Source organism: Bacillus sp. FSL W8-0770 (assembly GCF_038008705.1).
Lineage (GTDB): Bacteria > Bacillota > Bacilli > Bacillales > Bacillaceae_G > Bacillus_A > Bacillus_A cereus.
This window is the reverse complement of sequence record NZ_JBBOZR010000001.1, coordinates 3,513,102-3,538,137: the sequence shown is the minus strand read 5'-3', so window position 1 is coordinate 3,538,137 and position 25,036 is coordinate 3,513,102. Positions and strand designations below refer to the sequence as shown.

The window sequence follows — 25,036 nt, the reverse complement described above, 5'->3', positions numbered from 1 at the left end:
GTTTATAAATGTTTATGGGTGTTTTTGATTATTTTTGATTGTTTGTGGTTGATTTTTGTGACCGTTTTCATTATACTGTAATCAAAGAAGAGGTGAATAAAATGTTAACTCCTGAACGTCATCAAATGATATTGCAACTTGTAAAAGAACAGAAAGTTGTAAAATTACAGCAATTAGTTGAAAGAACAGAAAGCTCTGAGTCGACAATTCGCCGTGATTTAGCACAATTGGAAAAGCAAAGGTTATTAAAAAGAGTTCATGGTGGTGCCGCTGTTTTAACAGGAAAAGGGCAAGAACCAACGATGGTTGAAAAATCATCCAAAAACATTCAAATAAAACAACAAATTGCTAATTATGCGGCTAGCGTTATTGAACAAGGTGATTGTATTTATTTAGATGCAGGAAGTACAACATTTGAAATGATTCCATTTTTAATAAATAAAGATGTGACTGTCGTTACGAATGGACTTATGCATATTGAAGCTTTAGTTGAAAATAATATTCGTGCGTATTTACTAGGTGGAATGATGAAGAGTAGGACGAAAGCTTTAATCGGTGCTATGGCACAGGAAAGTATGCAGAAGTATCGTTTTGATAAATGTTTTTTAGGTGCAAATGGTGTACATGAACAGCTTGGCTTTACAACGCCAGATCCAGAAGAAGCGCTCTTAAAACAAATGGCATTAACATTAGCAAACGAAGGATATTTCTTAATTGATGAAAGTAAGTTTTCAGAAGTTGCATTTGCGAAAATTGCAAATGTTGAAGAAGCAAATATTATTACAAACCATTTAGAAATTGATTTAAAAAAATATAAAAGACAAACCAATGTAATTGAGGCTGATAAACAATGATCTATACAGTTACTTTAAACCCATCTATTGATTATGTAGTACAAGTTAATTCCTTTGATTTAGGCGCAGTCAATCGAGCAGAGAAAGATATGAAGTTTCCTGGAGGAAAAGGGATTAATGTTTCTCGCGTTCTCCATCGTTTAGGTGTGGAAAATATAGCACTTGGATTTACTGGTGGATTCACCGGTCAATTTATTAAAGGTGTATTACAGGCGGAAGGCGTAATGACAAACTTCATCCAAGTAGACGGAGATTCCCGAATTAATGTGAAAATAAAAGGGCAAGAAGAGACAGAATTAAATGGGCAAGGTCCTAATGTGACAAATGAGCAATTTGAACAATTAATGAAACAAATCGAAAGTATGAAGCAGGGAGATTGCGTTGTGCTAGCTGGAAGTGTACCTGCATCTATCCCAACTACCTTTTATGAATCAATCGCAGCGCTCGGAGCTGAAAAAGGTATTCGAGTAGTAGTCGATGCGAGTGGAAGTGCACTGCAGCATGTAATTAAAAATAAGCCATTTTTAATTAAGCCAAACCATCATGAACTTGGTGAGTTGTTTGGAGTGGAGCTTTCAACAGTAGAGGACGTTTTACCTTATGGAAGAAAATTAATTGAACAAGGTATAAAACACGTTATCGTATCGATGGCTGGAGAGGGAGCTTTATTATTTACGGCAGAAGGTATATATGAAGCGACTGTTCCAAAAGGTGTTGTAATTAATTCAGTTGGGGCCGGAGATTCTCTTGTTGCAGGGTTTGTAGGCAAATATGAACAGACAAAAGATATTGAAAAGGCATTTCAATACGGCGTTGCAACAGGGAGTGCAACAGCATTTTCAGCTGATTTATGTAAGAAGGAAAAAGTAGAAGAATTATTGTCGCAAGTAATTGTAGCTAAGCGATAGGGGGAAGCAACATATGAAAATTACAGAACTATTAAAAAGGGATACAGTCATTATGGATTTGACAGCTTCAAATAAAGAAGCTGTCATAGATGAATTAGTTGAGAAATTAAATGGGGCAAATCGTTTAAATAGTAAAATGGAATTTAAAGAAGCTATTTTAAAGCGGGAGTCCCAAAGTACGACTGGAATAGGGGAAGGTATTGCAATACCTCATGCGAAGACAAAGGCTGTTAAACAACCATCGATTTGTTTTGGTAGAAGTGTAAGCGGTATCAATTATGAGTCGCTCGACGGACAGCCTGCACACTTATTCTTTATGATTGCTGCAAGTGAAGGAGCGAATAATACTCATTTAGAAACGTTGTCTCGTTTATCGACATTATTAATGGATGAAGGGTTTCGCAAGCAACTATTAGAAGCGAAGGATGAAAGTGAGCTTCTTCAACTATTTGATGAAAAAGAGAATGAAAAAGAAGAAGAGATTGAAGTCGCCAAACCAGAAGGAAATGAACCGTACGTATTGGCAGTTACGGCTTGCCCAACTGGAATCGCTCACACGTATATGGCCGCAGATAGCTTGAAAGCAAAAGCAGCAGAGCTAGGAATCGCAATTAAAGTTGAAACGAACGGATCAACAGGTATAAAAAACGGTTTAACAAAAGAAGACATTGAACGAGCAACAGCTATTATCGTAGCAGCAGATAAACAAGTAGAAATGAACCGTTTCGCTGGGAAGCATGTCATTCAAGTACCAGTCGCTGATGGGATTAGAAAAACGGAAACGCTTCTTAATCGAGCTGTAAAGCAAGATGCACCAATCTTTAAAGGTGTAAAAGAAGATGGAAAGGCAGAAAGTACGGAAAAAGAAAAAGGATTAGGAATTTATAAGCATTTAATGAATGGCGTAAGTAATATGCTTCCATTCGTTGTTGGCGGCGGGATTTTAATAGCGCTAGCGTTTTCGTTTGGTGGTATAAAGGCGGAAGGTCCTTTAGCTGAATTGTTCATGTCAATTGGTGGAGGAAAAACAGGTGCGTTTTTATTCCTTGTACCAATTTTAGCTGGATTTATTGCAAGTTCTATTGCTGATCGTCCTGGTTTTATGCCTGGTGTTGTAGGTGGATTTTTAGCGGCGAATGCGAATGCTGGCTTTTTAGGTGGATTAATTGCTGGTTTCTTAGCTGGATATGTTGTTTTAGGGTTGAAAAGATTATTTTCAGGACTACCAGTACAATTAGAAGGAATTAAACCTGTTTTGTTATATCCAGTCTTTGGATTATTGATTACAGGAGTTGTAATGCAAAAAGCAGTGATTCCGCCTGTAGTAGCATTAAATGAAATGTTGACAGGGTGGTTAAATGGTTTAAACGGTACGAATGCTATATTACTAGGTCTTATTTTAGGTGGTATGATGGCAATTGATATGGGTGGTCCAATTAATAAAGCGGCGTTTACGTTTGGTATTGCTGCAATAGAAGCACAGAATTTTGGAGTGCACTCAGCAGTTATGGCTGGTGGTATGGTACCGCCACTTGCGATTGCATTTGCAACTACATTCTTTAAATCAAAGTTTACAGAAGCGGAACGTAAATCTGGTTTAACAAATTATATTATGGGAGCATCGTTCATTACAGAAGGTGCGATTCCGTTTGCAGCTGCAGATCCGGTTCGAGTAATTGTAAGTTGTGTTGTTGGTTCAAGTATTGCAGGTGCGTTATCTATGTTATTCCAAATTACATTACCAGCACCGCATGGTGGATTATTTGTAATAGCGTTAGTAAATAAACCGTTACTATATATTTTCTCTATATTAATTGGAACGATTGTCTCGGCTATTATGCTAGGTGTTTGGAAAAAGAAAGTTCAATAACAAATGAAAAGAGAGCAGCTTTTAGTAGCTGCTCTCTTTTTATTACAAAAAAATAGGTTAACAATTAAATATTGATGTTTTTTGGTAAAAGATATAACGAATTGTGAATTTTTTGTAACAAAAAAGTAACACTGTAATTTTTTCTGGAAAAAAGTTCTTGTGCTCGTATATGAAAAATATATGAAAACCACTGGAGATTGTATGAGAAATACATTTTATTAATATGGAAATTTATGTTACAACTCGTTAATCGTATATTACGAATGCTTTGTAATTGTGTGATTTCTAAAAATTCTAAAAATCTGTTGCTATAATGAAAATACGAAAACAAAGCAAATGGAGGCTATTCATGAAAAAATTATTAGGTATAGCAACAGCAGCAGTTTTTGGTCTTGGGATTTTTGCGGGTTCTGCTAAAGCGGAAACAATTGTAACAACAGACGTATTAAATGTTAGAGAAAACCCAAATGTAGAGTCAAAGCTTGTAGGTAAAGTGTTAAGTGGGAATACACTAGATGTTATAAATACAGAAAATGGATGGACAAAAATTAAGTTGAACGGTAAGGAAGCGTTTGTAAGTGCCGATTTTACAAAGAGCACATATTATGTAACGGCGGGCGTATTAAATGTTCGTGCTGGAGCGAATACTGATTCTGAAATTTTAGGTAAACTTAATAAAAATGATGTGATTGAAACGACGAATCAAGTTCAAAATGAATGGTTACAATTTGACTACAATGGAAAAGTTGGATATGTTCACGTGCCATTTTTAACAGGAACAGCACCTGTAATCGAAAAGAAAGAGGTTGTAGCTCAAGAAGAAGCGCCAGCTAGAACAAATACGCCGGTTAAAAATAATACAGTAGTTAAGAATAAAGAGTCTGTTAAGAGTAACGATTCTATTAAGAATGTAGAATCAAGTAAACCTGTGGTAAAAGAAAAACCGGCTGCAAAACCAGTTGCAAAATCTACTGAAACAAGTGCGCCTACTGGTGGTCGTGAAATTACAGTAGAAGCGACGGCATATACAGCAGATCCGAGTGAGAATGGTTCGTATGGTGGTCGTGTATTAACTGCAATGGGGCATGATTTAACAGCAAATCCAAATATGAAAGTAATTGCTGTTGATCCGAAAGTAATTCCGCTTGGATCAAAAGTATGGGTAGAAGGATATGGAGAAGCGATTGCTGGAGACACTGGTGGTGCGATTAAAGGAAATCGTATTGATGTATTAGTCGGTTCAGATGGTAGTGCTAATAGCTGGGGGCGCAAATCTGTAAAAGTGAAAGTTATACAATAGGTTATCGATATTAATATAAAAAGCGGTTGCTTGAAATTATGTAAGCAGCCGCTTTTTATGGATTATTGAAATGGATAAATAGTTTTACCTGTAATAATTTTATATGCACTGCAAAATTGCGTTTGTATATATTCTGTATTTTTATTTTCTGGATGTAATGTTGTTTCATGAAGGGTAGAATGAAAAGCCCGTAGTAAACAATTTAGGGCGAAGTATAATTCCTCTTGTGAACAATTTTGTTCTTTTATAGAAGTAGCTAAAATGAGGTCTTTTGTCAAAGATGAAAAATTGAGGGTGGATTGTTTCATAGTTAACTCATCCTCTCGAAACTATTTTTATCATGTATATGCAGAATTGGACAAACTATGTTCTTTTTTCTGTATAATTTCATGTACCGAAATGAAAGAACTTGCAATCATGCCGTTAAAATTGGTAAGATTGGGTATAATCAATAGATGGAGTATATTACATAAAGAGAGTTGAATGATATGGGAGAAGTGCAACGTGAAAAAGTTGCTGTCATCATTGGACCAACTGCTGTTGGAAAGACGAAGTTAAGTATCAATCTTGCCAAAGCGTTGAACGGTGAAATTATTAGTGGTGATTCCATGCAGATCTATCGAACGATGGATATTGGAACTGCAAAGGTAACAAAAGCAGAGATGGACGGAATTCCACATTATATGATCGATATAAAAAATCCGGAAGATTCATTTTCTGTCGCGGAATTTCAAGAACGTGTTCGCAAGCATATTCGAGAAATTACAGAACGTGGTAAATTACCAATTATAGTTGGTGGGACCGGTCTTTATATACAATCTGTTTTATTCGATTATCAGTTTACAGATGATGCTGGTGATGTGATATACCGAGAGCAAATGGAAAAGTTAGCTTTAGAACGCGGTGTGGAATATGTACATAAAAAATTGCAAGAAGTAGATCCAGAAAGTGCGGAGCGTATTCATGCAAATAATGTACGACGTGTCATTCGGGCTTTAGAAATTTTTCGCACAACGGGTGAAAAAATGAGTGAACAAATTGAGAAACAAGAAAAAGAGTTACTCTATGATGTTTCATTAATTGGCTTGACAATGGATCGAGAAATGCTATACGATCGCATTAACTTACGAGTGGATTTGATGATGGAACAAGGCCTATTAGAGGAAGTAGAAGGGCTGTATAATAGAGGGATACGAGATTGTCAATCTATTCAAGCGATTGGATATAAAGAAATCTATGATTATTTTGAGAATCGAGTTTCTTTAGAAGATGCGGTATCACAATTAAAGACGAATTCGCGTCGTTATGCAAAGCGTCAATTAACGTGGTTCCGTAATAAAATGGATGTCACGTGGTTTGATGTTACAAACGGTGAAAAAACGTCAGAAATTTTACGATACATAGAAGGAAAGTTACAAGTAAAGTCGAATAATAGTAAGTAGAGAAAAAGAGGAGGATTCGACATGAAGCAATCAATCAATATTCAAGATCAGTTTTTAAATCAACTCCGTAAAGAAAATACGTTTGTTACGCTGTACTTATTAAATGGTTTCCAGCTTCGTGGACTAATTAAAGGATTTGATAATTTTACAGTCCTGCTGGAAACAGAAGGTAAGCAACAGCTTATTTATAAACATGCAATTTCTACATTTGTACCACAAAAAAATGTTTCAATTGAATTAGAATAGTAATGAATTATTGTACATAACAAAAAAGAGCGAGTTTCCTCGCTCTTTTTTTATTTGTCATAAACAATATATAGTGAAATTTAAGCGATTCTAAATACAGTAAGGCGGATGTTAGTATTTCCTGTTGCAGGGATCGTAATCTCATTAAGTGTAGATTGGACAGAGATTCTTGCACCAGCTGCTAATGTTTCTATTGTAGTAAATGAAAGTGAGTCGCCTATTAAATTTGAAGAGAAATTATCAGTTGCGACTGCTCCATTAATTGAAATTCCTACTCCGAGTGGAGCGCATCCTGGCGCAGTTGTAGAAATGGATACGCTAATTACATAAATACCACCGTTAATAACAGTAACTGTATCTGTGCCGTTGAAGATAATATTGTTTACGTTAATTGCAGTACTAAAAATAAAATTATTAAATTGCAGTACTGTTTGCTGAATATTGTTTGTTACAACAATTGTTGCTATAGGGAAGCTAGGTCCAGTAGGCCCAGTAGGTCCGGTAGGTCCACCAGAAGGTCCAGTAGGTCCAGTAACTCCTATGCCAGTAGCGCCGGTAGCACCCGTTGGTCCTTGAATGCCTTGAGGCCCGGTAGCGCCTGTGTTACCTTGAACACCTTGAGGTCCAGTGGCACCAGTAGCACCCGTGTTACCTTGAGCACCTTGAGGTCCAGTAGCGCCGGTAGCGCCTGTGTTACCTTGAACACCTTGAGGTCCAGTAGCACCAGTAGCGCCGGTAGCGCCTGTGTTACCTTGAACACCTTGAGGTCCAGTGGCACCAGTAGCACCTGTGTTACCTTGAGCGCCTTGAGGTCCAGTAGCGCCAGTAGCACCTGTGTTACCTTGAATACCTTGAGGTCCAGTAGCACCAGTAGCGCCGGTAGCGCCTGTGTTACCTTGAACACCTTGAGGTCCAGTGGCACCAGTAGCACCTGTGTTACCTTGAACACCTTGAGGTCCAGTGGCACCAGTAGCACCTGTGTTACCTTGAACACCTTGAGGTCCAGTGGCACCAGTAGCACCTGTGTTACCTTGAACACCTTGAGGTCCAGTGGCACCAGTAGCACCTGTGTTACCTTGAACACCTTGAGGTCCAGTGGCACCAGTAGCACCTGTGTTACCTTGAACACCTTGAGGTCCAGTGGCACCAGTAGCACCTGTGTTACCTTGAACACCTTGAGGTCCAGTGGCACCTGTGTTACCTTGAACACCTTGAGGTCCAGTGGCACCAGTAGCACCTGTGTTACCTTGAACACCTTGAGGTCCAGTGGCACCAGTAGCACCTGTGTTACCTTGAGCACCTTGAGGTCCAGTGGCACCAGTAGCACCTGTGTTACCTTGAACACCTTGAGGTCCAGTAGCACCAGTAGCACCCGTGTTACCTTGAGCACCTTGAGGTCCAGTAGCACCCGTGTTACCTTGAACACCTTGAGGTCCAGTGGCACCAGTAGCACCTGTGTTACCTTGAACACCTTGAGGTCCAGTAGCACCAGTAGCACCCGTGTTACCTTGAGCACCTTGAGGTCCAGTAGCACCCGTGTTACCTTGAACACCTTGAGGTCCAGTGGCACCAGTAGCACCTGTGTTACCTTGAACGCCTTGAGGTCCAGTGGCACCAGTAGCACCTGTGTTACCTTGAGCACCTTGAGGTCCAGTGGCACCAGTAGCACCTGTGTTACCTTGAACACCTTGAGGTCCAGTAGCACCAGTAGCACCAGTAGCACCCGTGTTACCTTGAGCACCTTGAGGTCCAGTAGCACCCGTGTTACCTTGAACACCTTGAGGTCCAGTGGCACCAGTAGCACCTGTGTTACCTTGAACACCTTGAGGTCCAGTAGCACCAGTAGCGCCGGTAGCACCTGTGTTACCTTGAGCACCTTGAGGTCCAGTGGCACCAGTAGCACCTGTGTTACCTTGAACACCTTGAGGTCCAGTAGCACCAGTAGCACCCGTGTTACCTTGAGCACCTTGAGGTCCAGTAGCACCAGTAGCGCCTGTGTTACCTTGAACACCTTGAGGTCCAGTAGCGCCAGTAGCACCTGTGTTACCTTGAACACCTTGAGGTCCAGTAGCACCAGTAGCACCTGTGTTACCTTGAGCGCCTTGAGGTCCAGTAGCACCAGTAGCACCTGTGTTACCTTGAGCGCCTTGAGGTCCAGTAGCACCAGTAGCACCTGTGTTACCTTGAGCGCCTTGAGGTCCAGTAGCACCAGTAGCACCCGTGTTACCTTGAGCACCTTGAGGTCCAGTAGCACCAGTAGCGCCTGTGTTACCTTGAGCGCCTTGAGGTCCAGTAGCACCAGTAGCACCCGTGTTACCTTGAGCACCTTGAGGTCCAGTAGCACCAGTAGCGCCTGTGTTACCTTGAACACCTTGAGGTCCAGTAGCGCCAGTAGCACCTGTGTTACCTTGAACACCTTGAGGTCCAGTGGCACCAGTAGCACCTGTGTTACCTTGAACACCTTGAGGTCCAGTAGCACCAGTAGCACCGTGTTACCTTGAGCACCTTGAGGTCCAGTAGCACCAGTAGCGCCTGTGTTACCTTGAACACCTTGAGGTCCAGTAGCGCCAGTAGCACCTGTGTTACCTTGAACACCTTGAGGTCCAGTGGCACCAGTAGCACCTGTGTTACCTTGAACACCTTGAGGTCCAGTAGCACCAGTAGCACCTGTGTTACCTTGAGGTCCCTGAGGTCCAGTAGGTCCAGTAGGTCCAGGAGGCCCGCCAGAAGGTCCAGTAGGTCCGGTAACTCCTATACCAGTAGCACCCGTGTTACCTTGAGGCCCAGTGGCACCGGTAGCGCCAGTAGCGCCCGTGTTACCTTGAGGCCCAGTGGCACCGGTAGCGCCAGTAGCGCCCGTGTTACCTCGAGGCCCAGTGGCACCGGTAGCGCCAGTAGCGCCCGTGTTACCTCGAGGCCCAGTGGCACCGGTAGCGCCAGTAGCGCCCGTGTTACCTTGAGGTCCAGTGGCACCAGTAGCGCCCGTATTACCTCGAGGCCCAGTGGCACCGGTAGCGCCTGTGTTACCTCGAGGCCCAGTGGCACCGGTAGCGCCAGTAGCGCCCGTGTTACCTTGAGGTCCAGTGGCACCGGTAGCGCCCGTGTTACCTTGAGGTCCAGTGGCACCAGTAGCGCCCGTGTTACCTTGAGGTCCAGTAGCGCCAGTAGCGCCAGTGTTACCTCGAGGTCCAGTGGCACCGGTAGCGCCAGTAGCGCCCGTGTTACCTCGAGGCCCAGTGGCACCAGTAGCGCCTGCTGGTCCAGTAGGTCCGGTAGGTCCTTGAATGAACGAAGCAGAATTAACTAGAGCAGTTTGTAATGCTGCTATTAATTTAAGGAGCTCTTGAAGTGTGCAAGGGTCAATTCGGAATAATTTTGTAATGTATAGTAAATAGTTAATGAGATTTTGAAGCTCAATAAATACAGCGCTTGCTACAAAGGTTGGATTTCTTAATATAGTTATTAAGTTTTTAATAATAGCTAACCCTTGTGCTTTCAGGGAGGAAGTAGCGTCTAGTGAACAAATAAATTTACTCAGTAGGTTCAATGTATCGATTAGGTCTTCAATATTTTGGGGAGATGGATTTGCGAAAAGTTTTGGGATTATTTTTGTTAAATCAATAATAATCGCACGAAATGTTCTAAGTTGAGCTTTAGTAATTGGGATTGATGGAGTATTCGGGATTCGTCCGGCGCTACTTGGAAAGCATGGTTTGGAGAATTTGTTTTGATTGTCGTTATAACGAGACATTAAATCTCTCCTTTCTCACGAAAATGTGAACGAAACTCATCATAGTAGATGCAGAAATTAGTTAAATGGTCATAGTAAAATCGTTTGTTTAAAGAAAAAATAGAAAAAACGCCTTACAATAAGGCGTTTTTTCTATTTTCTGCGTATTGATAATATCGCTTTAAGGAAATTTTTGATTTGAATCCAGCGAGTTTTATAATTTCTGATTCAGGAGTTTCTTTTTTTATTAAGTTTAAAATATAGGTGTTACGAAAATGTTGTCCTGAAATTCCTTTACGTAAATTGGCTCTAGCCACTTCGAGGCGAATCATTTTTTGTATAGCAATTTCCGTTAATGCCTTTGGTGCATCATTTTCATATACCCACCTGTATGTTCCACGGTTAAAATCGAATGCGACAAATAATGGATCATCACTATGGTATTTAGGACGAACTGGTTCTGGGATGCTTTTGTAATAAGTATATAGTTGTTTTTTGTCTTCTTTTGCTAATGTAATTGTTCTTTCTACACCTGCGGTTGCTGGGATTGATAATGTATTAGTTTCAAAGTGAACGTGATGCATTGTTAATGCTGTAAGTTCCTGTAAGGATAAACCGTAGTCTATCAATAGATTTAAAATAGCAATATTGCGATCCATTAATAAAGGGCGCACAGGAAGTTGTTTTTCTGAAAGTCCTTCTAATGAAGTGACTATATACTTTAATCTTTTTTCTTCATCAGGTGAAATGAAATCTTCGTTACGAAGTGTACGGTCTGGTTGAATAGATATTTCCATATTCTTCAATGGATTGGGAATGTTTAGAAAGTGATGCATTCTATTTAATACAGTAAATACACGATGCATCGTTTTTTCTGAGTAATGTCGATTCGTTTTTAAATCGGAAAAGTAATCTTCGTAGTCTTTTGTACAAAGTGTAGCCCATATATTACTGGAAGGGAGCTTTTTGTTTTTTTCTAACCAATGTCCGAAGTCTTCAACGTCATAAACATAACGTTTAATAGTTGAGGGTTTTCGGCCTTTATTCAATAAAAAAATAGAAAAGGCTTGTATTGTATCATGGAATTCCGTTGTCTCCATAGTCCCACCACCTTAATTATTTCTTATATTATAGCAAACTTTTCTGAAAATAGGCATTTACAAGGGGGACAGGAATAATAATATTTGGTGAGTGGATAAAGTGAAACTATAATCAGTGGGGATTTTGTTCATCCTCTGCGATTATTAGTTGAACCAATCGGGCATTTACGGGCGGTTAGCTCCCGCTTAAATACCAAGCGTTTGCTGAATGTCGAGGTGGGAGTCTTACTGCTCGCAAATAGCGGGATAAAATGAGGTGATTGTATGGAACAATCGATGCGAAAGAAAAACAACAATCAAATTAATATTGTGTTAAACCATCGAAAGAAAATTTCTTTGCCAGCCGCAGAAAATAAAACGGTAATTTCAAATGAAACTACAATTAAACATGAAATGCTGCAGAGAATTGAAGAAGAGATGGGGAAGCTTGTTGGGATGGATGATATAAAAAAGATAATAAAAGAAATATATGCTTGGATTTATGTGAATAAAAAAAGACAAGAGAAGGGATTGAAGTCTGAGAAGCAAGTGCTTCATATGCTGTTTAAAGGGAATCCGGGTACAGGGAAGACAACTGTTGCTAGAATGATAGGAAAATTGCTGTTTGAGATGAATATTCTATCGAAAGGCCACTTGGTTGAAGCTGAACGTGCTGATCTTGTAGGAGAGTACATCGGCCATACAGCTCAAAAAACAAGAGACTTAATAAAAAAAGCAATGGGAGGTATTTTGTTTATTGATGAGGCGTATTCTTTAGCTCGAGGAGGAGAGAAGGACTTTGGAAAAGAAGCAATTGATACGCTTGTAAAACATATGGAAGATAAACAACATGGTTTTGTATTGATTTTAGCTGGATATTCAAGAGAGATGAATCACTTTCTTTCATTAAATCCAGGGCTGCAATCTCGTTTTCCATTTATTATTGAATTTGCGGATTACTCGGTAAATCAGCTATTGGAAATTGGAAAGAGAATGTATGAAGATCGTGAATATCAGTTATCAAAAGAAGCTGAATGGAAATTTAGGGATCATTTACATGCGGTGAAGTATTCGTCGCAAATTACATCGTTTAGTAATGGGCGATATGTACGGAATATTGTTGAAAAATCAATTCGTACACAGGCGATGCGGTTGTTGCAAGAAGATACGTATGATAAAAATGATTTAATTGGAATATCGAGTATGGATTTGATGCTCGAAGAGGAGACGCACAGTACATAAACTGTGCGTCTATTTTTGTGTATAAGTTCGTTTACTCTTTTTTTGCTTTTTCTTGGTGCGCTTTATGGAAGCGTTCCATTTTAGCGCTCTTTTCGTGTGCTGAATTAGGGTCGTGTCCAAATTGGTTTACTGAACTTTTTTGAGCTCCTTTATTAACGTGGTTTGTCATTTGTATTCACCTCACTTTAAAAATTAGTATAAACATTATATAAAGAAAAAATCGTTAGAAAAGAAAAACCTCTTTACGATATGTAAAGAGGTTAGATTGCTATTTATGCATTGAACGTTCTTTCGTTTCGATACGTCTGTGCGGTAAATGCCATTTGTAATGAATAGAAACCATGCGGAAGCAAACAATTAAAATGAATAAAATGTAAAGGGCCCAATCGCTAACAATAATTTGAGCGCCAATTAAGAAACCTGCTAAAATTGTCCAAAAGGCATATACTTCAGCTCGAAGAACGAGAGGTTTTCTGCGGGCTAAAAGGTCGCGAATGATACCGCCGCCGATACCAGTTAAAACAGCTGCCACGATTGTGGCACTAATTGGTAAATTTAATTTTTGAGCATATAATGCTCCTTGTACAGCAAATGCTGATAAGCCGATAGCGTCAGTGATATTTTCCCACTTTTTCCAATGACTAATTAACTTATTTGGAAAAAGAAAAATAATAGTCATTGATAAAAGTGCGATTTGGAATAACATGTCTTGTTGCCAAAACGCGACAATCGGATAACCGATTAATAAATTACGAAGGGCACCTCCCCCAAATGCGGTTGCCATTCCTAAAATATACACCCCGAAAATATCATAATCCTCTTCCATTGCAACAATGGCTCCGCTTAGTGCGAAAGCGATTGTGCCTATGATGCTAAAAATCTCCCATGCCATGAATTTTCTCCCCCGCTAACTAGATGAAATGTGCTTCCTCTGCTATTATATTAGAAGGTTTAAATTTCGAAAAGGATGAGTGAACATATTTGATGGAAGAAAAAGAAAAAGTCATATTAGTAGGCTGTCAATTGCCGCAAGATGATGATGAAAAATTTATGCATTCCATGAAAGAGCTTGCATCACTAGCTAAGACTGCGAGAGCGGAAGTGTTAGCTTCAACAACGCAAAAACGACCAAAGTTTCATCCGGCAACTTACATAGGTAAAGGGAAATTAGAAGAGCTTACAATGCTAACTGAAGAATTAGAGCCGGATGTTATTATATTTAATAATGAATTAACGCCGAGTCAAATTCGGAATTTATCCTCAGTATTAGATGCGAGAGTAATTGATCGAACGCAACTAATACTAGATATTTTTGCGCAACGTGCGAAGTCGAGGGAAGGTAAGCTTCAAGTGGAATTAGCTCAGTTGCAATATACAATGCCACGTCTTATGGGGCAAGGGTTGTCCTTATCACGTCTTGGTGGTGGTATTGGAACGAGAGGACCGGGTGAGACGAAACTTGAGACGGATCGTCGTCATATTCGATCGCGTATTGATGAAATAAAGAAACAACTTGCAGTTGTTGTGGAACACCGAAAAAGATATCGTGAGAGAAGAAAAGACAATAAAGTATTTCAAATTTCATTAATAGGCTATACAAATGCAGGGAAATCGACACTGTTTAATAGATTAACGGAAGCTAATACGTTTGAAGAAAACCTTCTGTTTGCAACACTAGACCCAACGACGAGGAAGATGCCGTTACCTTCTGGTTATACAGTATTACTAACTGATACTGTTGGTTTTATACAAGATTTACCCACTTCATTAATTGCTGCTTTTCGTTCAACACTGGAAGAAGCGGGGGAAGCAGATGTTATTTTACATGTAGTTGATTCTGCGGATCCTAACTACATAGGGCATGAAAAAACAGTAAAACGATTATTATCAGAACTTGAAATTAATCATATTCCTATTATTACGTTATATAATAAAAAAGATGAATTACATCAAAACTTTATTCCGTTTCCGAAAAGTGATTTCTTAATGACTAGTGCTTTTGAAGAAAGTGATTTATTGCGTATAAAAGAAGCGATAGAAATGAAAATGAAGAAAGAAATGGATCGTTATCGAGTAGAAATCCCTCCGAGTGAAGGTAAGTTATTAACGCTTTTAAAGACGGAAACGCTATTAGCAAAGATGGAGTTTCTGGAAGATAAATTTGTATATGATTGTGCAGGGTATATTTTTACTCATTCATCGCTTAATGTGCAATTAAAGAGATTTTTAGTGGAAGAAGGAGAAAATAAAAATGTTTGATCGTTTGAAAAATGGAGAAAAAATTGCTCCAATCGTAAAAGAAGTAGAGAATCAGATTACAGAAGTACATAAACGTGCGGATGAAGTAATTGAAAGTAATCAGTTTCGTGTATTAGAAAGTTTTCGTAAACATAAAATTAGTGACTCGCATTTTATCCCGACGACAGGTTATGGTTATGATGATATTGGCCGTGATACGTTAGAAAAAGTGTATGCTGATGTATTTGGGGCGGAAGCTGGACTTGTTCGTCCGCAAATTATTTCAGGTACTCACGCTATTTCTACAGCGTTATTCGGTATTTTACGTCCAGGAGATGAGTTATTGTACATTACTGGGAAACCGTATGATACGTTAGAGGAAATCGTTGGTGTGCGTGGGAAAGGTGTAGGTTCATTTAAAGAATATAATATTGGTTACAATGCAGTTCCGCTAACTGAAGGTGGGCTTGTTGATTTTGAAGCTGTTGCAGCAGCGATTCATAGTAATACGAAAATGATCGGTATTCAGCGCTCGAAAGGTTATGCTACTCGTCCATCGTTTACTATTTCTCAAATTAAAGAGATGATCGCGTTTGTTAAAGAAATTAAACCTGATGTTGTTGTGTTTGTAGATAATTGTTATGGGGAGTTTATTGAAGAGCAAGAGCCGTGTCATGTTGGTGCAGATTTAATGGCGGGTTCGCTTATTAAAAACCCAGGCGGGGGAATTGTAAAAACTGGTGGTTACATTGTCGGTAAAGAACAGTATGTTGAAGCGTGTGCATATCGTTTAACATCTCCGGGAATTGGTGCGGAAGCTGGAGCGTCTTTATACAGTCTGCAAGAAATGTATCAAGGGTTCTTCTTAGCGCCACATGTTGCAGGACAAGCGCTGAAAGGTGCAATTTTTACAGCTGCGTTTTTAGAAAAGTTAGGAATGAACACGTCACCAGCGTGGAATGCACCAAGAACAGACTTAATTCAATCTGTTCAATTTGATGATAAAGACCGTATGGTTGCCTTCTGCCAAGCGATTCAATATGCATCTCCAATTAATTCGCATTTTACTCCGTATGCAAACTATATGCCAGGTTATGAAGATGATGTAATTATGGCGGCGGGAACATTTATTCAAGGTGCAAGTATTGAATTGTCTGCTGATGGTCCGATTAGACCACCGTATGTTGCATATGTGCAAGGTGGATTAACGTATTCGCATGTTAAAATTGCGATTTGTTCTGCGATTGATGAATTGATTGAAAAGAATTTATTAACAATTTCTTAAAGGGGAGCTGTCGATATCGGCAGCTTTTTTCGTATAAAAGTAACGATTTCTGCGATTAGAAAAAAGAATGAAAAAATTTATAAAAAATCATGTAAGAAAAGCTAACATCTATTGACACTAAACATAACATGTTATAAAATGAGAAGCAGTTAAGGCGAAGGAGGAACTGAAAAATGAAAGAAGATAGACGTTCTGCCCCGCTGTTTCCAATTGGTATTGTTATGGATTTAACACAATTGTCTGCACGTCAAATTCGCTACTATGAAGAGCATAATCTTGTTTCTCCAACCCGTACAAAGGGGAATCGTAGATTATTTTCATTTAACGATGTAGATAAGTTGTTAGAGATTAAAGATTTGTTAGATCAAGGCTTGAATATGGCTGGTATTAAGCAAGTGTTACTAATGAAAGAAAATCAAACAGAAGCAGTGAAAGTAAAAGAAGAAACGAAAGAAATTTCAAAAACTGAGCTTCGCAAAATACTTCGAGATGAACTACAACATACAGGTAGATTCAATCGAACTTCATTGCGACAAGGTGACATTTCAAGATTTTTTCACTAAAGATAACTGATTCTGAAGGCGATTAGAGGGACTAAGGAGGAATTTATAATGTCTAGATACACAAAAGAAGATATTTTCCGTTTGGCGAAAGAAGAGAATGTAAAGTATATCCGTTTACAATTTACGGACCTTTTAGGGGTAATTAAAAACGTAGAGATTCCAGTGAGACAATTAACGAAAGCTCTTGATAACAAAATGATGTTTGATGGATCTTCGATTGAAGGTTTCGTACGTATTGAAGAATCTGATATGTATTTATATCCTGATTTAGACACTTGGGTAATTTTCCCTTGGACAGCTGAAAAAGGTAAAGTAGCTCGACTAATCTGTGATATTTACAATGCAGATGGCACTCCATTTGATGGAGACCCACGTAACAACTTAAAACGTGTGTTAAAAGAAATGGAAGCTTTAGGATTTTCAGACTTCAATCTTGGACCAGAGCCAGAATTCTTCCTATTTAAGGTTGATGAAAAAGGAAATCCAACATTAGAATTAAACGATAACGGTGGATACTTCGACCTTGCGCCGATGGATCTAGGGGAAAACTGTCGTCGTGATATCGTTCTTGAACTTGAAGAAATGGGATTTGAAATTGAAGCATCTCACCATGAGGTTGCTCCAGGGCAGCATGAAATTGACTTTAAATATGCAAATGCAATTCGCTCATGTGATGACATTCAAACATTCAAACTTGTTGTAAAAACAATTGCTCGTAAACATGGTTTACACGCAACATTTATGCCGAAACCACTATACGGTGTGAACGGTTCAGGTATGCACTGTAACTTATCATTATTTAAAAATGGTGAGAACGTATTCTTTGATGCAAACGGTGACTTACAACTAAGTGATGATGCTCGTCACTTCATCGCAGGTATTTTAAAACATGCACCAGCATTTACAGCGATAGCAAATCCAACTGTAAACTCATATAAACGTCTAGTACCTGGATATGAAGCGCCTTGTTACGTAGCATGGTCTGCACAAAACCGTAGCCCGTTAGTACGTATCCCTGCATCTCGTGGTATTAGTACACGCGTAGAAGTACGTAGTGTTGACCCAGCTGCAAACCCATATTTAGTAATGGCTACATTATTAGCTGCAGGTCTTGATGGAATTAAAAACAAATTAACTCCACCAGCTGCAGTAGACCGTAACATCTATGTAATGACAAAAGAAGAGCGCGAAGAAGCAGGTATCGTTGACTTACCAGCAACATTAGCGCAAGCGTTAGTTACATTACAATCTAATGAAGTAGTATGCGGTGCACTAGGAGAACACTTACTTGAGCACTTCATCGAAGCGAAAGAGATTGAGTGGGATATCTTTAGAACACAAGTTCACCAATGGGAACGCGATCAATATATGTCTCTTTACTAAGAGGCTTGAACCCTTGATACAACTCGTATCAAGGGTTTTTTAATTCCCTATTATTACAATTTTATATGGTTGCAAAATGAAAAACAGCCACATAAAAGCCAATAATTAATAACAAGTAGTGATATCATAGAAAAACATTATCAGATAAATGTAAGTTTTATATAATTTGTGAAATGAAAAAGCCTTGATACTACGGTATCAGGGTTTTTTTAGTGAAGTTATTGGATATGTTAACTACTAGATAATGGATTGTTTTTGGTTATTTTGAATCATGTTACTAAGAAAATCTTTTCAAAAGAATTGATCTTATCTTTTTTAATCACTTGTGCTAAAACTTAATAATTCTTTACTGCCTTGTACAACGCGAGCGATGATTTTTATGTCCTCATCTGCAAGGCTATAAGTTTGTGGCTTGTGAATCAGATTATTACTCAATGATATTAACGTAATGATGCTCAGTTATAACACAGTCTTATTCAGAATTTCGTTAGTTCATTTTCTAAATTTAGGGAATAAATATAGCTTAGTACCTTGCAATAAACAATACTAAGTGGTATATTATGGATAAATCAGGTACCGTGTATTGAACAGTACTAAGATAGGGAAGGAGGATGGCACTTGAACGTTCAGTTTAAAAAAGGTGTGCTTGAACTTTGTGTATTAGCACTTGTAAAACGTAAAGATAGTTACGGTTATGAACTTGTTCAGCAAATCTCTAATAAATTTTTAATATCGGAAGGATCAGTATACCCTTTATTACGTCGTTTGACGAAAGAAGGGTATTTTCAAACGTATTTAAAGGAATCTACGGAAGGGCCACCTCGTAAATATTATCAATTAACAGAGCGAGGGGAGACGCAATTTCATTTGTTAGTAACAGAATGGCGTGATTTTGCGAAAGGGGTACAAGAAATTATTGAAGGGGTGGAATGGGATGAGTAAAGAAGGGTTTCTTAAAGAATTATTAAGTTATCTTAGAAAGTTACCAGAGGAAGAGAGGCAAGATATTTTATTGGATTATGAGGAGCACTTTCAGTTTGGACTAGAAGAGGGGAAAACTGAATCAGAAATAATTCAGGGCCTTGGTTCTCCGAAAGTAATCGCAAAAGAGTTACTTGCGATGTATCGCTTCGATGAAATGAAAAAAAATCCATCGACTTCAAATGTGACAAGAGCTGTTATGGCAGCGATTGGACTTAGTTTGTTTAATTTTATTATTGTGTTAGGCCCGTTAGTTGCAATTGTTGCTTTTATATTTTCTTTTTGGATTGGTGGTATTGCTAGTGTAGTAACACCATTTCTCGTTATTGGAAAAGTGTTTATGGGTACTTTTATATGGTTGGATCTTTTCGTTAGTATAACGTTTGTGGGAGTAGGTTTATTGTTATGTATTATCGCTTTTTATAGTACAAAGTGGTTTAAGAGATTGTGTGTACGATATGTAATATGGAACTTCAAAATGATAAAAGGAGAGTAAATGATGAAAAAACTATTTTTAATCGCTATCGCTTGTATCATTATTGGAGTAATAGGAATTTCCCAAACATATGAAAAAGCAGTACAAACTGCTGAAAAAGGCGATAAAGAAGATGTAATTAAAAACGAAACATTAAAAAATATAGAAGTTAAGTTAGATGCCGGAGATATTGTTATCCAAAAATCTCCTGATTCTTCTTTTTATGTAAAGCAATCAGGAGATGTACGTAAACAAGAGATTCGTATTGCAGAAGATGGTGACACATTAAAAATTATTGGGGAAAGAGAAAAAGGTGCTTCATTTGATTTTTCTTTTTATGATTTTAGGTTTCAAACGTCTAAATTGACTCTCCTTGTGCCCGAACGCTCTTATCAAGATGTAAAAGTAAATTCATCTGCTGGACAAATCGAAATGAGTGATGTGAAAAGTGATAGCGTAAGTGTTAGAACACTTGCTGGAGAAGTAGAGTTGAAACAAGTAACGGCTAAGAATGTGGAGGGATCGACAAAAGCTGGTGAGGTGAACTTTAAGAAGGTATTAGGGAAAGTGACCGCAAAAACAACAAGTGGGGAAATAAATATTCAAGATCATGATTCTAAGTATAATCTAGAAGCAAGTTCAACTGCGGGAGATATAGATATTACTTTATCGGAAAAACCACAAGATGCGGTAATTACTGGGCAAAGTGCTGCCGGAGATGTAACAATTTTTAATGAAGAAAATAATAACGTAACAATTGGCAATGGTAGTAAAAAGATTAGTGGTAAAACGGCTGCGGGAGATGTGACGATTGAAACTCGTTAATAAGAAATAGAATGTATGGAAATCTATCAAAATACAAAAAAAGAAGATAATTACCGTATATAAATAAGGTAATTATCTTCTTTTTATTATTTTTAATGTAAATCACGATATACGCCAATTACTTTCCCGATAACTGACACTTGTTTTAAAATGATAGGTTCTAATGAAGAGTTTTCTGGTTGTAGACGGAAATGGTCTTTTTCTTTATAGAAACGTTTAACAGTTGCTTCGTTATCTTCTGTTAAAGCGACTACAATTTCACCATTATATGCAGACTGTTGTTGGCGAACAACAACTAAATCTCCATCGAAAATACCAGCTTCAATCATACTATCTCCAGAAATACGTAACATGAACACTTGGTCTGCTCCAGCAACAATACTAGCTGGAAGTGGGAAATGTTCCTCTACGCTTTCAACCGCTGTAATTGGTAAACCGGCAGTAACTTTTCCGACAATTGGAACTTGAATAACAGATTGTGTTTCCGTATCCATTCGGTCTTCACCTAAAATTTCAATGGCACGTGGTTTTGTTGGATCGCGTCGAATGTATCCTTTTTCTTCTAATCGTGATAAATGTCCGTGCACTGTAGAACTAGAAGCGAGGCCGACTGCTTGACCAATTTCACGTACGGAAGGTGGATATCCTTTTTCTTGTACTTTTAGCTTAATAAAGTCGAGAATGTCTTGCTGGCGTTTCGTTAACTTTTCCATGTTTTCTAACACCTCGTTTTCTTTCATTTTTCTTATTAATAAGTATAACATGTGAAAAAACATTCTACAAACATAAGTTCGAACAAATGGCGGATTTATGTTACACTATAGGGAAATAATAGGGAGAAAGAGGGGTTCAAAATGAATGCAATTATTTATGCACGTGTGAGTACAACGAAAGAAGCGCAAGAAACATCATTATTACGTCAAAAAGATGAATTATTGCATTTAGCTGAGCGCTATCAAATGAATGTTACTAAGGTGATTGAAGAGCAGGCTAGTGGATATACAATTGAACGTGACGGTATATTAGAGGTGTTGGATACAATTCGAGACGAACAAATTGATGTGTTACTTATACAAGATGAAACGCGTCTTGGTAGAGGAAATGCGAAGATCGCGTTAATGCATTGTTTACATAAAGAAGGCATAAAAGTATATACGCATACACATAATGGTGAATTACAATTGTCGGATTCTGATTCGATGGTATTAGATATTATTGGTATTGTTGAAGAATATCAAAGAAAGATTCATAATATGAAAATTAAACGAGGTATGCAACGTGCAGTAGAAAAAGGTTATCGTCCAGAAAAAAATTTAAAAAATCGTCATTTAAGTGTAGGAAGAGAGAAAAAAGAAGTGCCAATTGAGGAAATTGTACGTTTGCGAAAAAGTGAACTCACGTTTGAAGAAATTGCAGCAACATTACGTGGATTTGGTCATAATGTTTCAAAGGCAACTGTACATCGTAGATATGTAGAGTATACGAAGCAATTGCTTGATAAAGAAGAGTAACTATTGTATGATAATAATCAGTTTTGATTAGAAGGGGGATTCGAGATGATTAATCACGAACTCGTTGAACGCATTAACTTCTTAGCGAAAAAAGCAAAAGCTGAAGGTTTAACTGAAGAAGAGCAACGTGAGCGTCAATCGCTACGTGAACAATATTTAAAAGGATTTCGTCAAAATATGTTAAACGAACTTAAAGGTATTAAAGTTGTTAACGAAGAAGGTACAGATGTTACACCGACGAAATTAAAAGCTTTAAAAAAGCAAGATAATGCAAAATTAAATTAAAAGATGGGCGAAGCCCATCTTTTTTATTTGTAAAAATCGTTATTTAATAACTTTCCAGTTGTTATTAACTGTTGCTTCTATCGTTTTATGTTCCAATATATAATTAGCGATAAGTTCAGACATATCTGTGGGTATATCTTTTACTACTGGTTTGTTTTGAAACATAAAGAAATTTCCCCCGCCACTTGCACGATAATTATTCATTACAACGTCATATTCTTCATTCATATTAAGAGGAGCACTGTCATGCTGTAAAGATTCTACTCTTTCACCAATTGGTTTTGAAATGTTTAATACGTATGAAATCCCTTCCCACATATCATAATTATAATGTTGTGGCTTTGGTTCTATGTAGGTAGGACTTACGGTGATGGATCCATCTGTTTTTAATGTGAAATAAGAAGCAGAGAGTTCAAGAGCGTTTTTTATATCTGCTCCAGTTATTCTAATTACTTTTAATGTGTTTGGATAAATATAATTAGAAACGATGTCACGCATTGTTACATGTTCCGTGAAACCTGGAGATGTATTATGGAACAAACTTGTACAAGAAATTGATACATTAGCTATATCCATCTGTATTTTATTTATGAATTCGATAAAAGGATGATCATGCAAACGAGTTTGCATAGCATCTGAAATTTGCATGCCCCCTTGAATGATTCCAATAGGTTGATCAAGCCACTTTTGTGTTTTCTCTTCGTAATCGGCTACCAATGAAAGTACATCTTGGTCCGTCTCAACTCCTTGTACAGATAATAATTCAGAAGAACTCTCTTTTTTCACCCATTTATGTTTTGTTTTTTCGAATGTTATTTTTACTTTTCCAACTGAGTGTCCATTGCATCCAGTCTGTAAAATTGTTACACCGTTAGCCATTGTGTGAGAAATTTCTCGGTGTTGATGACCTGTTAGTAAAAGATCTATACCTTCAATTTCATGGCACATTGCATATCCTTGGTTTTCTCCTGTTAACACTTCAGTCGGTACCCCGGTTTGTAAATCTCGTTCAACTCCCCCGTGATACGCTACGACTAGTAAATCTGGTTTCTCATGTTTGCGAATGTAAGAAACCCATTCTTTTGTAGTCTTTAATGCATCTTCAAATAGTAAATCTTTAATGTGATGGGGTTGTTCCCAATTGGGAATGTAATGCGTTGTCACCCCTAAAATAGCAATTTTTATATTTGATTCAATATGTTTTATTACATATGGTTTCCCGAAATAAGGTTTTTTACTGTTTTTATCTAAAATGTTTGCTGATAGGTACGGGAAGTTCGCAGTAGTCACAGCATTATTTAATATATCCATCCCGTAATTAAATTCATGATTGCCGATAATTGCAGCGTCATACTGTAAGTAATTCGCTAATAAGGACATTGGGTTTTTTTTGTTTTTTTCGTATGTAACATAATGATAAGTAAATGGTGTGCCTTGAATAAAGTCGCCATTATCAATTAAAAGAACGTTTCTATTTTTGGAACGTTCTTTTTTTATAAGAGTAGAAATTTTAGCTAAACCAAGTTCTGCTGGGGAGTTATCTTGGTAGTGAATAGGATAAACAGTGCCATGTATATCGCTTGTTAATAAGATGTTTAAAGTTACAGTTTGATTTTGTTCCAATATGACTCACCTTTTCTATTGTTATCTTCCAATTCATCATATCAAATATGTGAAGAGAATTTTAATGTGAGTGTATAGAATGTGTAAAGATTCTGTAAATAATCAATTATTTGTAAAAAATATGTGATATATTTCTTCATGTTTATGAAAGGTTATTTTATAACAATGAAAAATGGAGGCATTAACATGTTGAAAAAAGTTTTTGCAATGAGCACAACAGTTGTACTAGCAGCGGGATTATTAAGTGGCTGCGGGACGAAAGAGTCAAGTGCAAGTAAAAATGAAGATACGAAAAAAGGGTATGTACCGAAGACTTTAAATGTTCAATTTGTTCCTTCTCAAAATGCGGATACGTTAGAGGCGAAGGCAAAACCGCTTGAGAAGCTATTAAGTGATAAGTTAAATATTCCAGTAAAAGTTAGTATTTCAACGAACTACAATACAATTGTAGAAGCGATGGCATCTAAACAAGTAGATGTAGGATTTTTACCGCCAACAGCGTACGTATTAGCACATGAAAAGAAGGCTGCAAATGTAATTTTACAAGCACAACGTTTTGGAGTAGATGATGAAACGGGAGCTCCTACAAAAGATTTAGTAGATTATTATAAATCTGAGTTTGTTGTTAAAAAAGACTCTAATATAAATAGTGTAAAAGATTTAAAAGGTAAAAAGATTGGTTATCAAGATGTAACATCATCAGCAGGGTATGTATGGCCTGCAGCTGTTCTATTAAAAGAGGGAATTGATCCGTTAAAAGATGTGAAACCTGTTACATTAAAAGGTCACGATCAGTCGCTTATTGCTCTTTTAAATGGTGACGTAGATGCGGCTGTTGTATTCCAAGATGCTCGTAATATTGTAAAAAAAGATTATCCGAATATATTTGATCAAACGAAAATAGTGAAATTTACTGAGAAAATTCCGAACGATACAATTTCTGTACGATCTGATTTAGATGCAGAGTGGAGCAAGAAATTACAAGATGCTTTCATTGAAATTGGAAAGAATGAGGAAGGTCACAAAATCATTAAAGAAGTATATTCACATGAAGGATATGTTAAATCTGATGATAGTAAATTTGATATCGTTCGTGAATATGGGAAGAAAGTAAAAACGCAATAATACATATGAAAATGGCAGCTAGCTGAAAGGGGATGTTTTCAGTTAGTTTGCCATTTTGAATACATAGAAGG

At 37.8% G+C, this 25,036-nt stretch carries 23 protein-coding genes and 1 pseudogene; 17 read left to right on the top strand and 7 right to left on the bottom strand.

Features of this window, described 5'->3' with window-relative positions:
• Nucleotides 1-101: 101 nt before the first annotated feature.
• The 4 genes from NST27_RS18135 to entD all read left to right on the top strand — a co-directional run bounded on the left by NST27_RS18135 (nucleotide 102) and on the right by entD (nucleotide 4,932).
• Nucleotides 102-854, top strand: coding sequence for a DeoR/GlpR family DNA-binding transcription regulator (locus NST27_RS18135; protein ID WP_047386661.1), 753 nt, complete (start codon nucleotides 102-104; stop codon nucleotides 852-854).
• Nucleotides 851-1,762 (top strand): 1-phosphofructokinase, encoded by a 912-nt coding sequence (gene pfkB, locus NST27_RS18130; RefSeq protein ID WP_000640830.1) that lies wholly within the window; start codon nucleotides 851-853, stop codon nucleotides 1,760-1,762. Before NST27_RS18135 ends, pfkB begins: the two co-directional genes overlap by 4 nt.
• Nucleotides 1,763-1,775: 13 nt before the next feature.
• On the top strand, nucleotides 1,776-3,632 hold the full coding sequence (locus NST27_RS18125; RefSeq protein WP_000704595.1) for a PTS fructose transporter subunit IIABC: 1,857 nt from the start codon (nucleotides 1,776-1,778) through the stop codon (nucleotides 3,630-3,632).
• Between the two features lie 349 nt (nucleotides 3,633-3,981).
• On the top strand, nucleotides 3,982-4,932 hold the full coding sequence (gene entD / locus NST27_RS18120) for a cell wall-binding protein EntD (protein ID WP_000734613.1): 951 nt from the start codon (nucleotides 3,982-3,984) through the stop codon (nucleotides 4,930-4,932).
• A gap of 62 nt (nucleotides 4,933-4,994) precedes the next feature.
• On the opposite strand, the gene NST27_RS18115 is transcribed toward entD, so the two are convergent.
• Entirely contained in the window at nucleotides 4,995-5,240 is a 246-nt protein-coding gene (locus NST27_RS18115) for a hypothetical protein (RefSeq protein WP_000814435.1), read from the bottom strand.
• Between the two features lie 180 nt (nucleotides 5,241-5,420).
• Here NST27_RS18115 and miaA point away from each other — a divergent pair, with 180 nt between their 5' ends.
• Together miaA and hfq are read left to right on the top strand one after the other, a co-directional pair.
• Nucleotides 5,421-6,374, top strand: a complete 954-nt coding sequence (gene miaA, locus NST27_RS18110; RefSeq protein ID WP_000504958.1) for a tRNA (adenosine(37)-N6)-dimethylallyltransferase MiaA — start codon at nucleotides 5,421-5,423, stop codon at nucleotides 6,372-6,374.
• A 21-nt stretch (nucleotides 6,375-6,395) separates the two neighbouring features.
• Nucleotides 6,396-6,620, top strand: coding sequence for an RNA chaperone Hfq (hfq, locus tag NST27_RS18105; RefSeq protein WP_000813896.1), 225 nt, complete (start codon nucleotides 6,396-6,398; stop codon nucleotides 6,618-6,620).
• An 80-nt stretch (nucleotides 6,621-6,700) separates the two neighbouring features.
• Here hfq and NST27_RS18100 read toward each other — a convergent pair.
• Nucleotides 6,701-10,371: pseudogene (locus NST27_RS18100) on the bottom strand (Gly-Xaa-Xaa repeat protein).
• Between the two features lie 113 nt (nucleotides 10,372-10,484).
• Nucleotides 10,485-11,450: a tyrosine-type recombinase/integrase gene (locus NST27_RS18095; protein WP_000450331.1), complete on the bottom strand. Its 966-nt coding sequence runs from the start codon at nucleotides 11,448-11,450 to the stop codon at nucleotides 10,485-10,487.
• Nucleotides 11,451-11,714: 264 nt separating this feature from the next.
• On the opposite strand from NST27_RS18095, the gene spoVK reads away from it, so the two are divergent.
• Nucleotides 11,715-12,671, top strand: a complete 957-nt coding sequence (gene spoVK, locus NST27_RS18090; protein WP_000438177.1) for a stage V sporulation protein K — start codon at nucleotides 11,715-11,717, stop codon at nucleotides 12,669-12,671.
• Between the two features lie 31 nt (nucleotides 12,672-12,702).
• Here the strand turns inward: spoVK and NST27_RS18085 are convergent, their stop codons facing one another.
• Together NST27_RS18085 and NST27_RS18080 are read right to left on the bottom strand one after the other, a co-directional pair.
• Entirely contained in the window at nucleotides 12,703-12,840 is a 138-nt protein-coding gene (locus NST27_RS18085; RefSeq protein ID WP_000181505.1) for a hypothetical protein, read from the bottom strand.
• Between the two features lie 99 nt (nucleotides 12,841-12,939).
• Nucleotides 12,940-13,563 (bottom strand): trimeric intracellular cation channel family protein, encoded by a 624-nt coding sequence (locus tag NST27_RS18080; RefSeq protein WP_000312274.1) that lies wholly within the window; start codon nucleotides 13,561-13,563, stop codon nucleotides 12,940-12,942.
• Between the two features lie 92 nt (nucleotides 13,564-13,655).
• Between NST27_RS18080 and hflX the strand changes: the two genes are divergently transcribed.
• The 7 genes from hflX (at nucleotide 13,656) to NST27_RS18045 (ending at nucleotide 20,421) form a co-directional block, all read left to right on the top strand.
• Nucleotides 13,656-14,930, top strand: a complete 1,275-nt coding sequence (gene hflX, locus NST27_RS18075) for a GTPase HflX (RefSeq protein ID WP_000391411.1) — start codon at nucleotides 13,656-13,658, stop codon at nucleotides 14,928-14,930.
• Complete coding sequence (locus NST27_RS18070) at nucleotides 14,923-16,194, top strand: methionine gamma-lyase family protein (RefSeq protein ID WP_000460282.1); 1,272 nt, start codon at nucleotides 14,923-14,925, stop codon at nucleotides 16,192-16,194. Before hflX ends, NST27_RS18070 begins: the two co-directional genes overlap by 8 nt.
• Nucleotides 16,195-16,367: 173 nt before the next feature.
• Nucleotides 16,368-16,757 carry a transcriptional repressor GlnR gene (glnR, locus tag NST27_RS18065; RefSeq protein ID WP_000656783.1) on the top strand — a complete coding sequence of 130 codons (390 nt, stop codon included), beginning with the start codon at nucleotides 16,368-16,370 and terminating at the stop codon, nucleotides 16,755-16,757.
• A gap of 48 nt (nucleotides 16,758-16,805) precedes the next feature.
• On the top strand, nucleotides 16,806-18,140 hold the full coding sequence (gene glnA / locus NST27_RS18060) for a type I glutamate--ammonia ligase (RefSeq protein WP_000092763.1): 1,335 nt from the start codon (nucleotides 16,806-16,808) through the stop codon (nucleotides 18,138-18,140).
• A 618-nt stretch (nucleotides 18,141-18,758) separates the two neighbouring features.
• Nucleotides 18,759-19,082, top strand: coding sequence for a PadR family transcriptional regulator (locus NST27_RS18055; protein ID WP_001102632.1), 324 nt, complete (start codon nucleotides 18,759-18,761; stop codon nucleotides 19,080-19,082).
• Complete coding sequence (locus NST27_RS18050) at nucleotides 19,075-19,617, top strand: DUF1700 domain-containing protein (RefSeq protein WP_000031379.1); 543 nt, start codon at nucleotides 19,075-19,077, stop codon at nucleotides 19,615-19,617. Before NST27_RS18055 ends, NST27_RS18050 begins: the two co-directional genes overlap by 8 nt.
• Nucleotides 19,618-20,421: a DUF4097 family beta strand repeat-containing protein gene (locus NST27_RS18045; protein WP_001986547.1), complete on the top strand. Its 804-nt coding sequence runs from the start codon at nucleotides 19,618-19,620 to the stop codon at nucleotides 20,419-20,421.
• A gap of 92 nt (nucleotides 20,422-20,513) precedes the next feature.
• Here the strand turns inward: NST27_RS18045 and lexA are convergent, their stop codons facing one another.
• Complete coding sequence (gene lexA / locus NST27_RS18040) at nucleotides 20,514-21,134, bottom strand: transcriptional repressor LexA (protein WP_000413738.1); 621 nt, start codon at nucleotides 21,132-21,134, stop codon at nucleotides 20,514-20,516.
• A gap of 141 nt (nucleotides 21,135-21,275) precedes the next feature.
• Between lexA and NST27_RS18035 the strand changes: the two genes are divergently transcribed.
• Nucleotides 21,276-21,932: a YneB family resolvase-like protein gene (locus tag NST27_RS18035; protein ID WP_000991472.1), complete on the top strand. Its 657-nt coding sequence runs from the start codon at nucleotides 21,276-21,278 to the stop codon at nucleotides 21,930-21,932.
• 45 nt (nucleotides 21,933-21,977) lie between these two features.
• Complete coding sequence (locus tag NST27_RS18030) at nucleotides 21,978-22,217, top strand: DUF896 domain-containing protein (protein WP_000607015.1); 240 nt, start codon at nucleotides 21,978-21,980, stop codon at nucleotides 22,215-22,217.
• 39 nt (nucleotides 22,218-22,256) lie between these two features.
• On the opposite strand, the gene NST27_RS18025 is transcribed toward NST27_RS18030, so the two are convergent.
• Complete coding sequence (locus tag NST27_RS18025) at nucleotides 22,257-23,840, bottom strand: bifunctional metallophosphatase/5'-nucleotidase (RefSeq protein WP_047386639.1); 1,584 nt, start codon at nucleotides 23,838-23,840, stop codon at nucleotides 22,257-22,259.
• 186 nt (nucleotides 23,841-24,026) lie between these two features.
• On the opposite strand from NST27_RS18025, the gene NST27_RS18020 reads away from it, so the two are divergent.
• Nucleotides 24,027-24,965 (top strand): phosphate/phosphite/phosphonate ABC transporter substrate-binding protein, encoded by a 939-nt coding sequence (locus NST27_RS18020; RefSeq protein WP_000915058.1) that lies wholly within the window; start codon nucleotides 24,027-24,029, stop codon nucleotides 24,963-24,965.
• The last annotated feature ends 71 nt before the right edge of the window (nucleotides 24,966-25,036 follow it).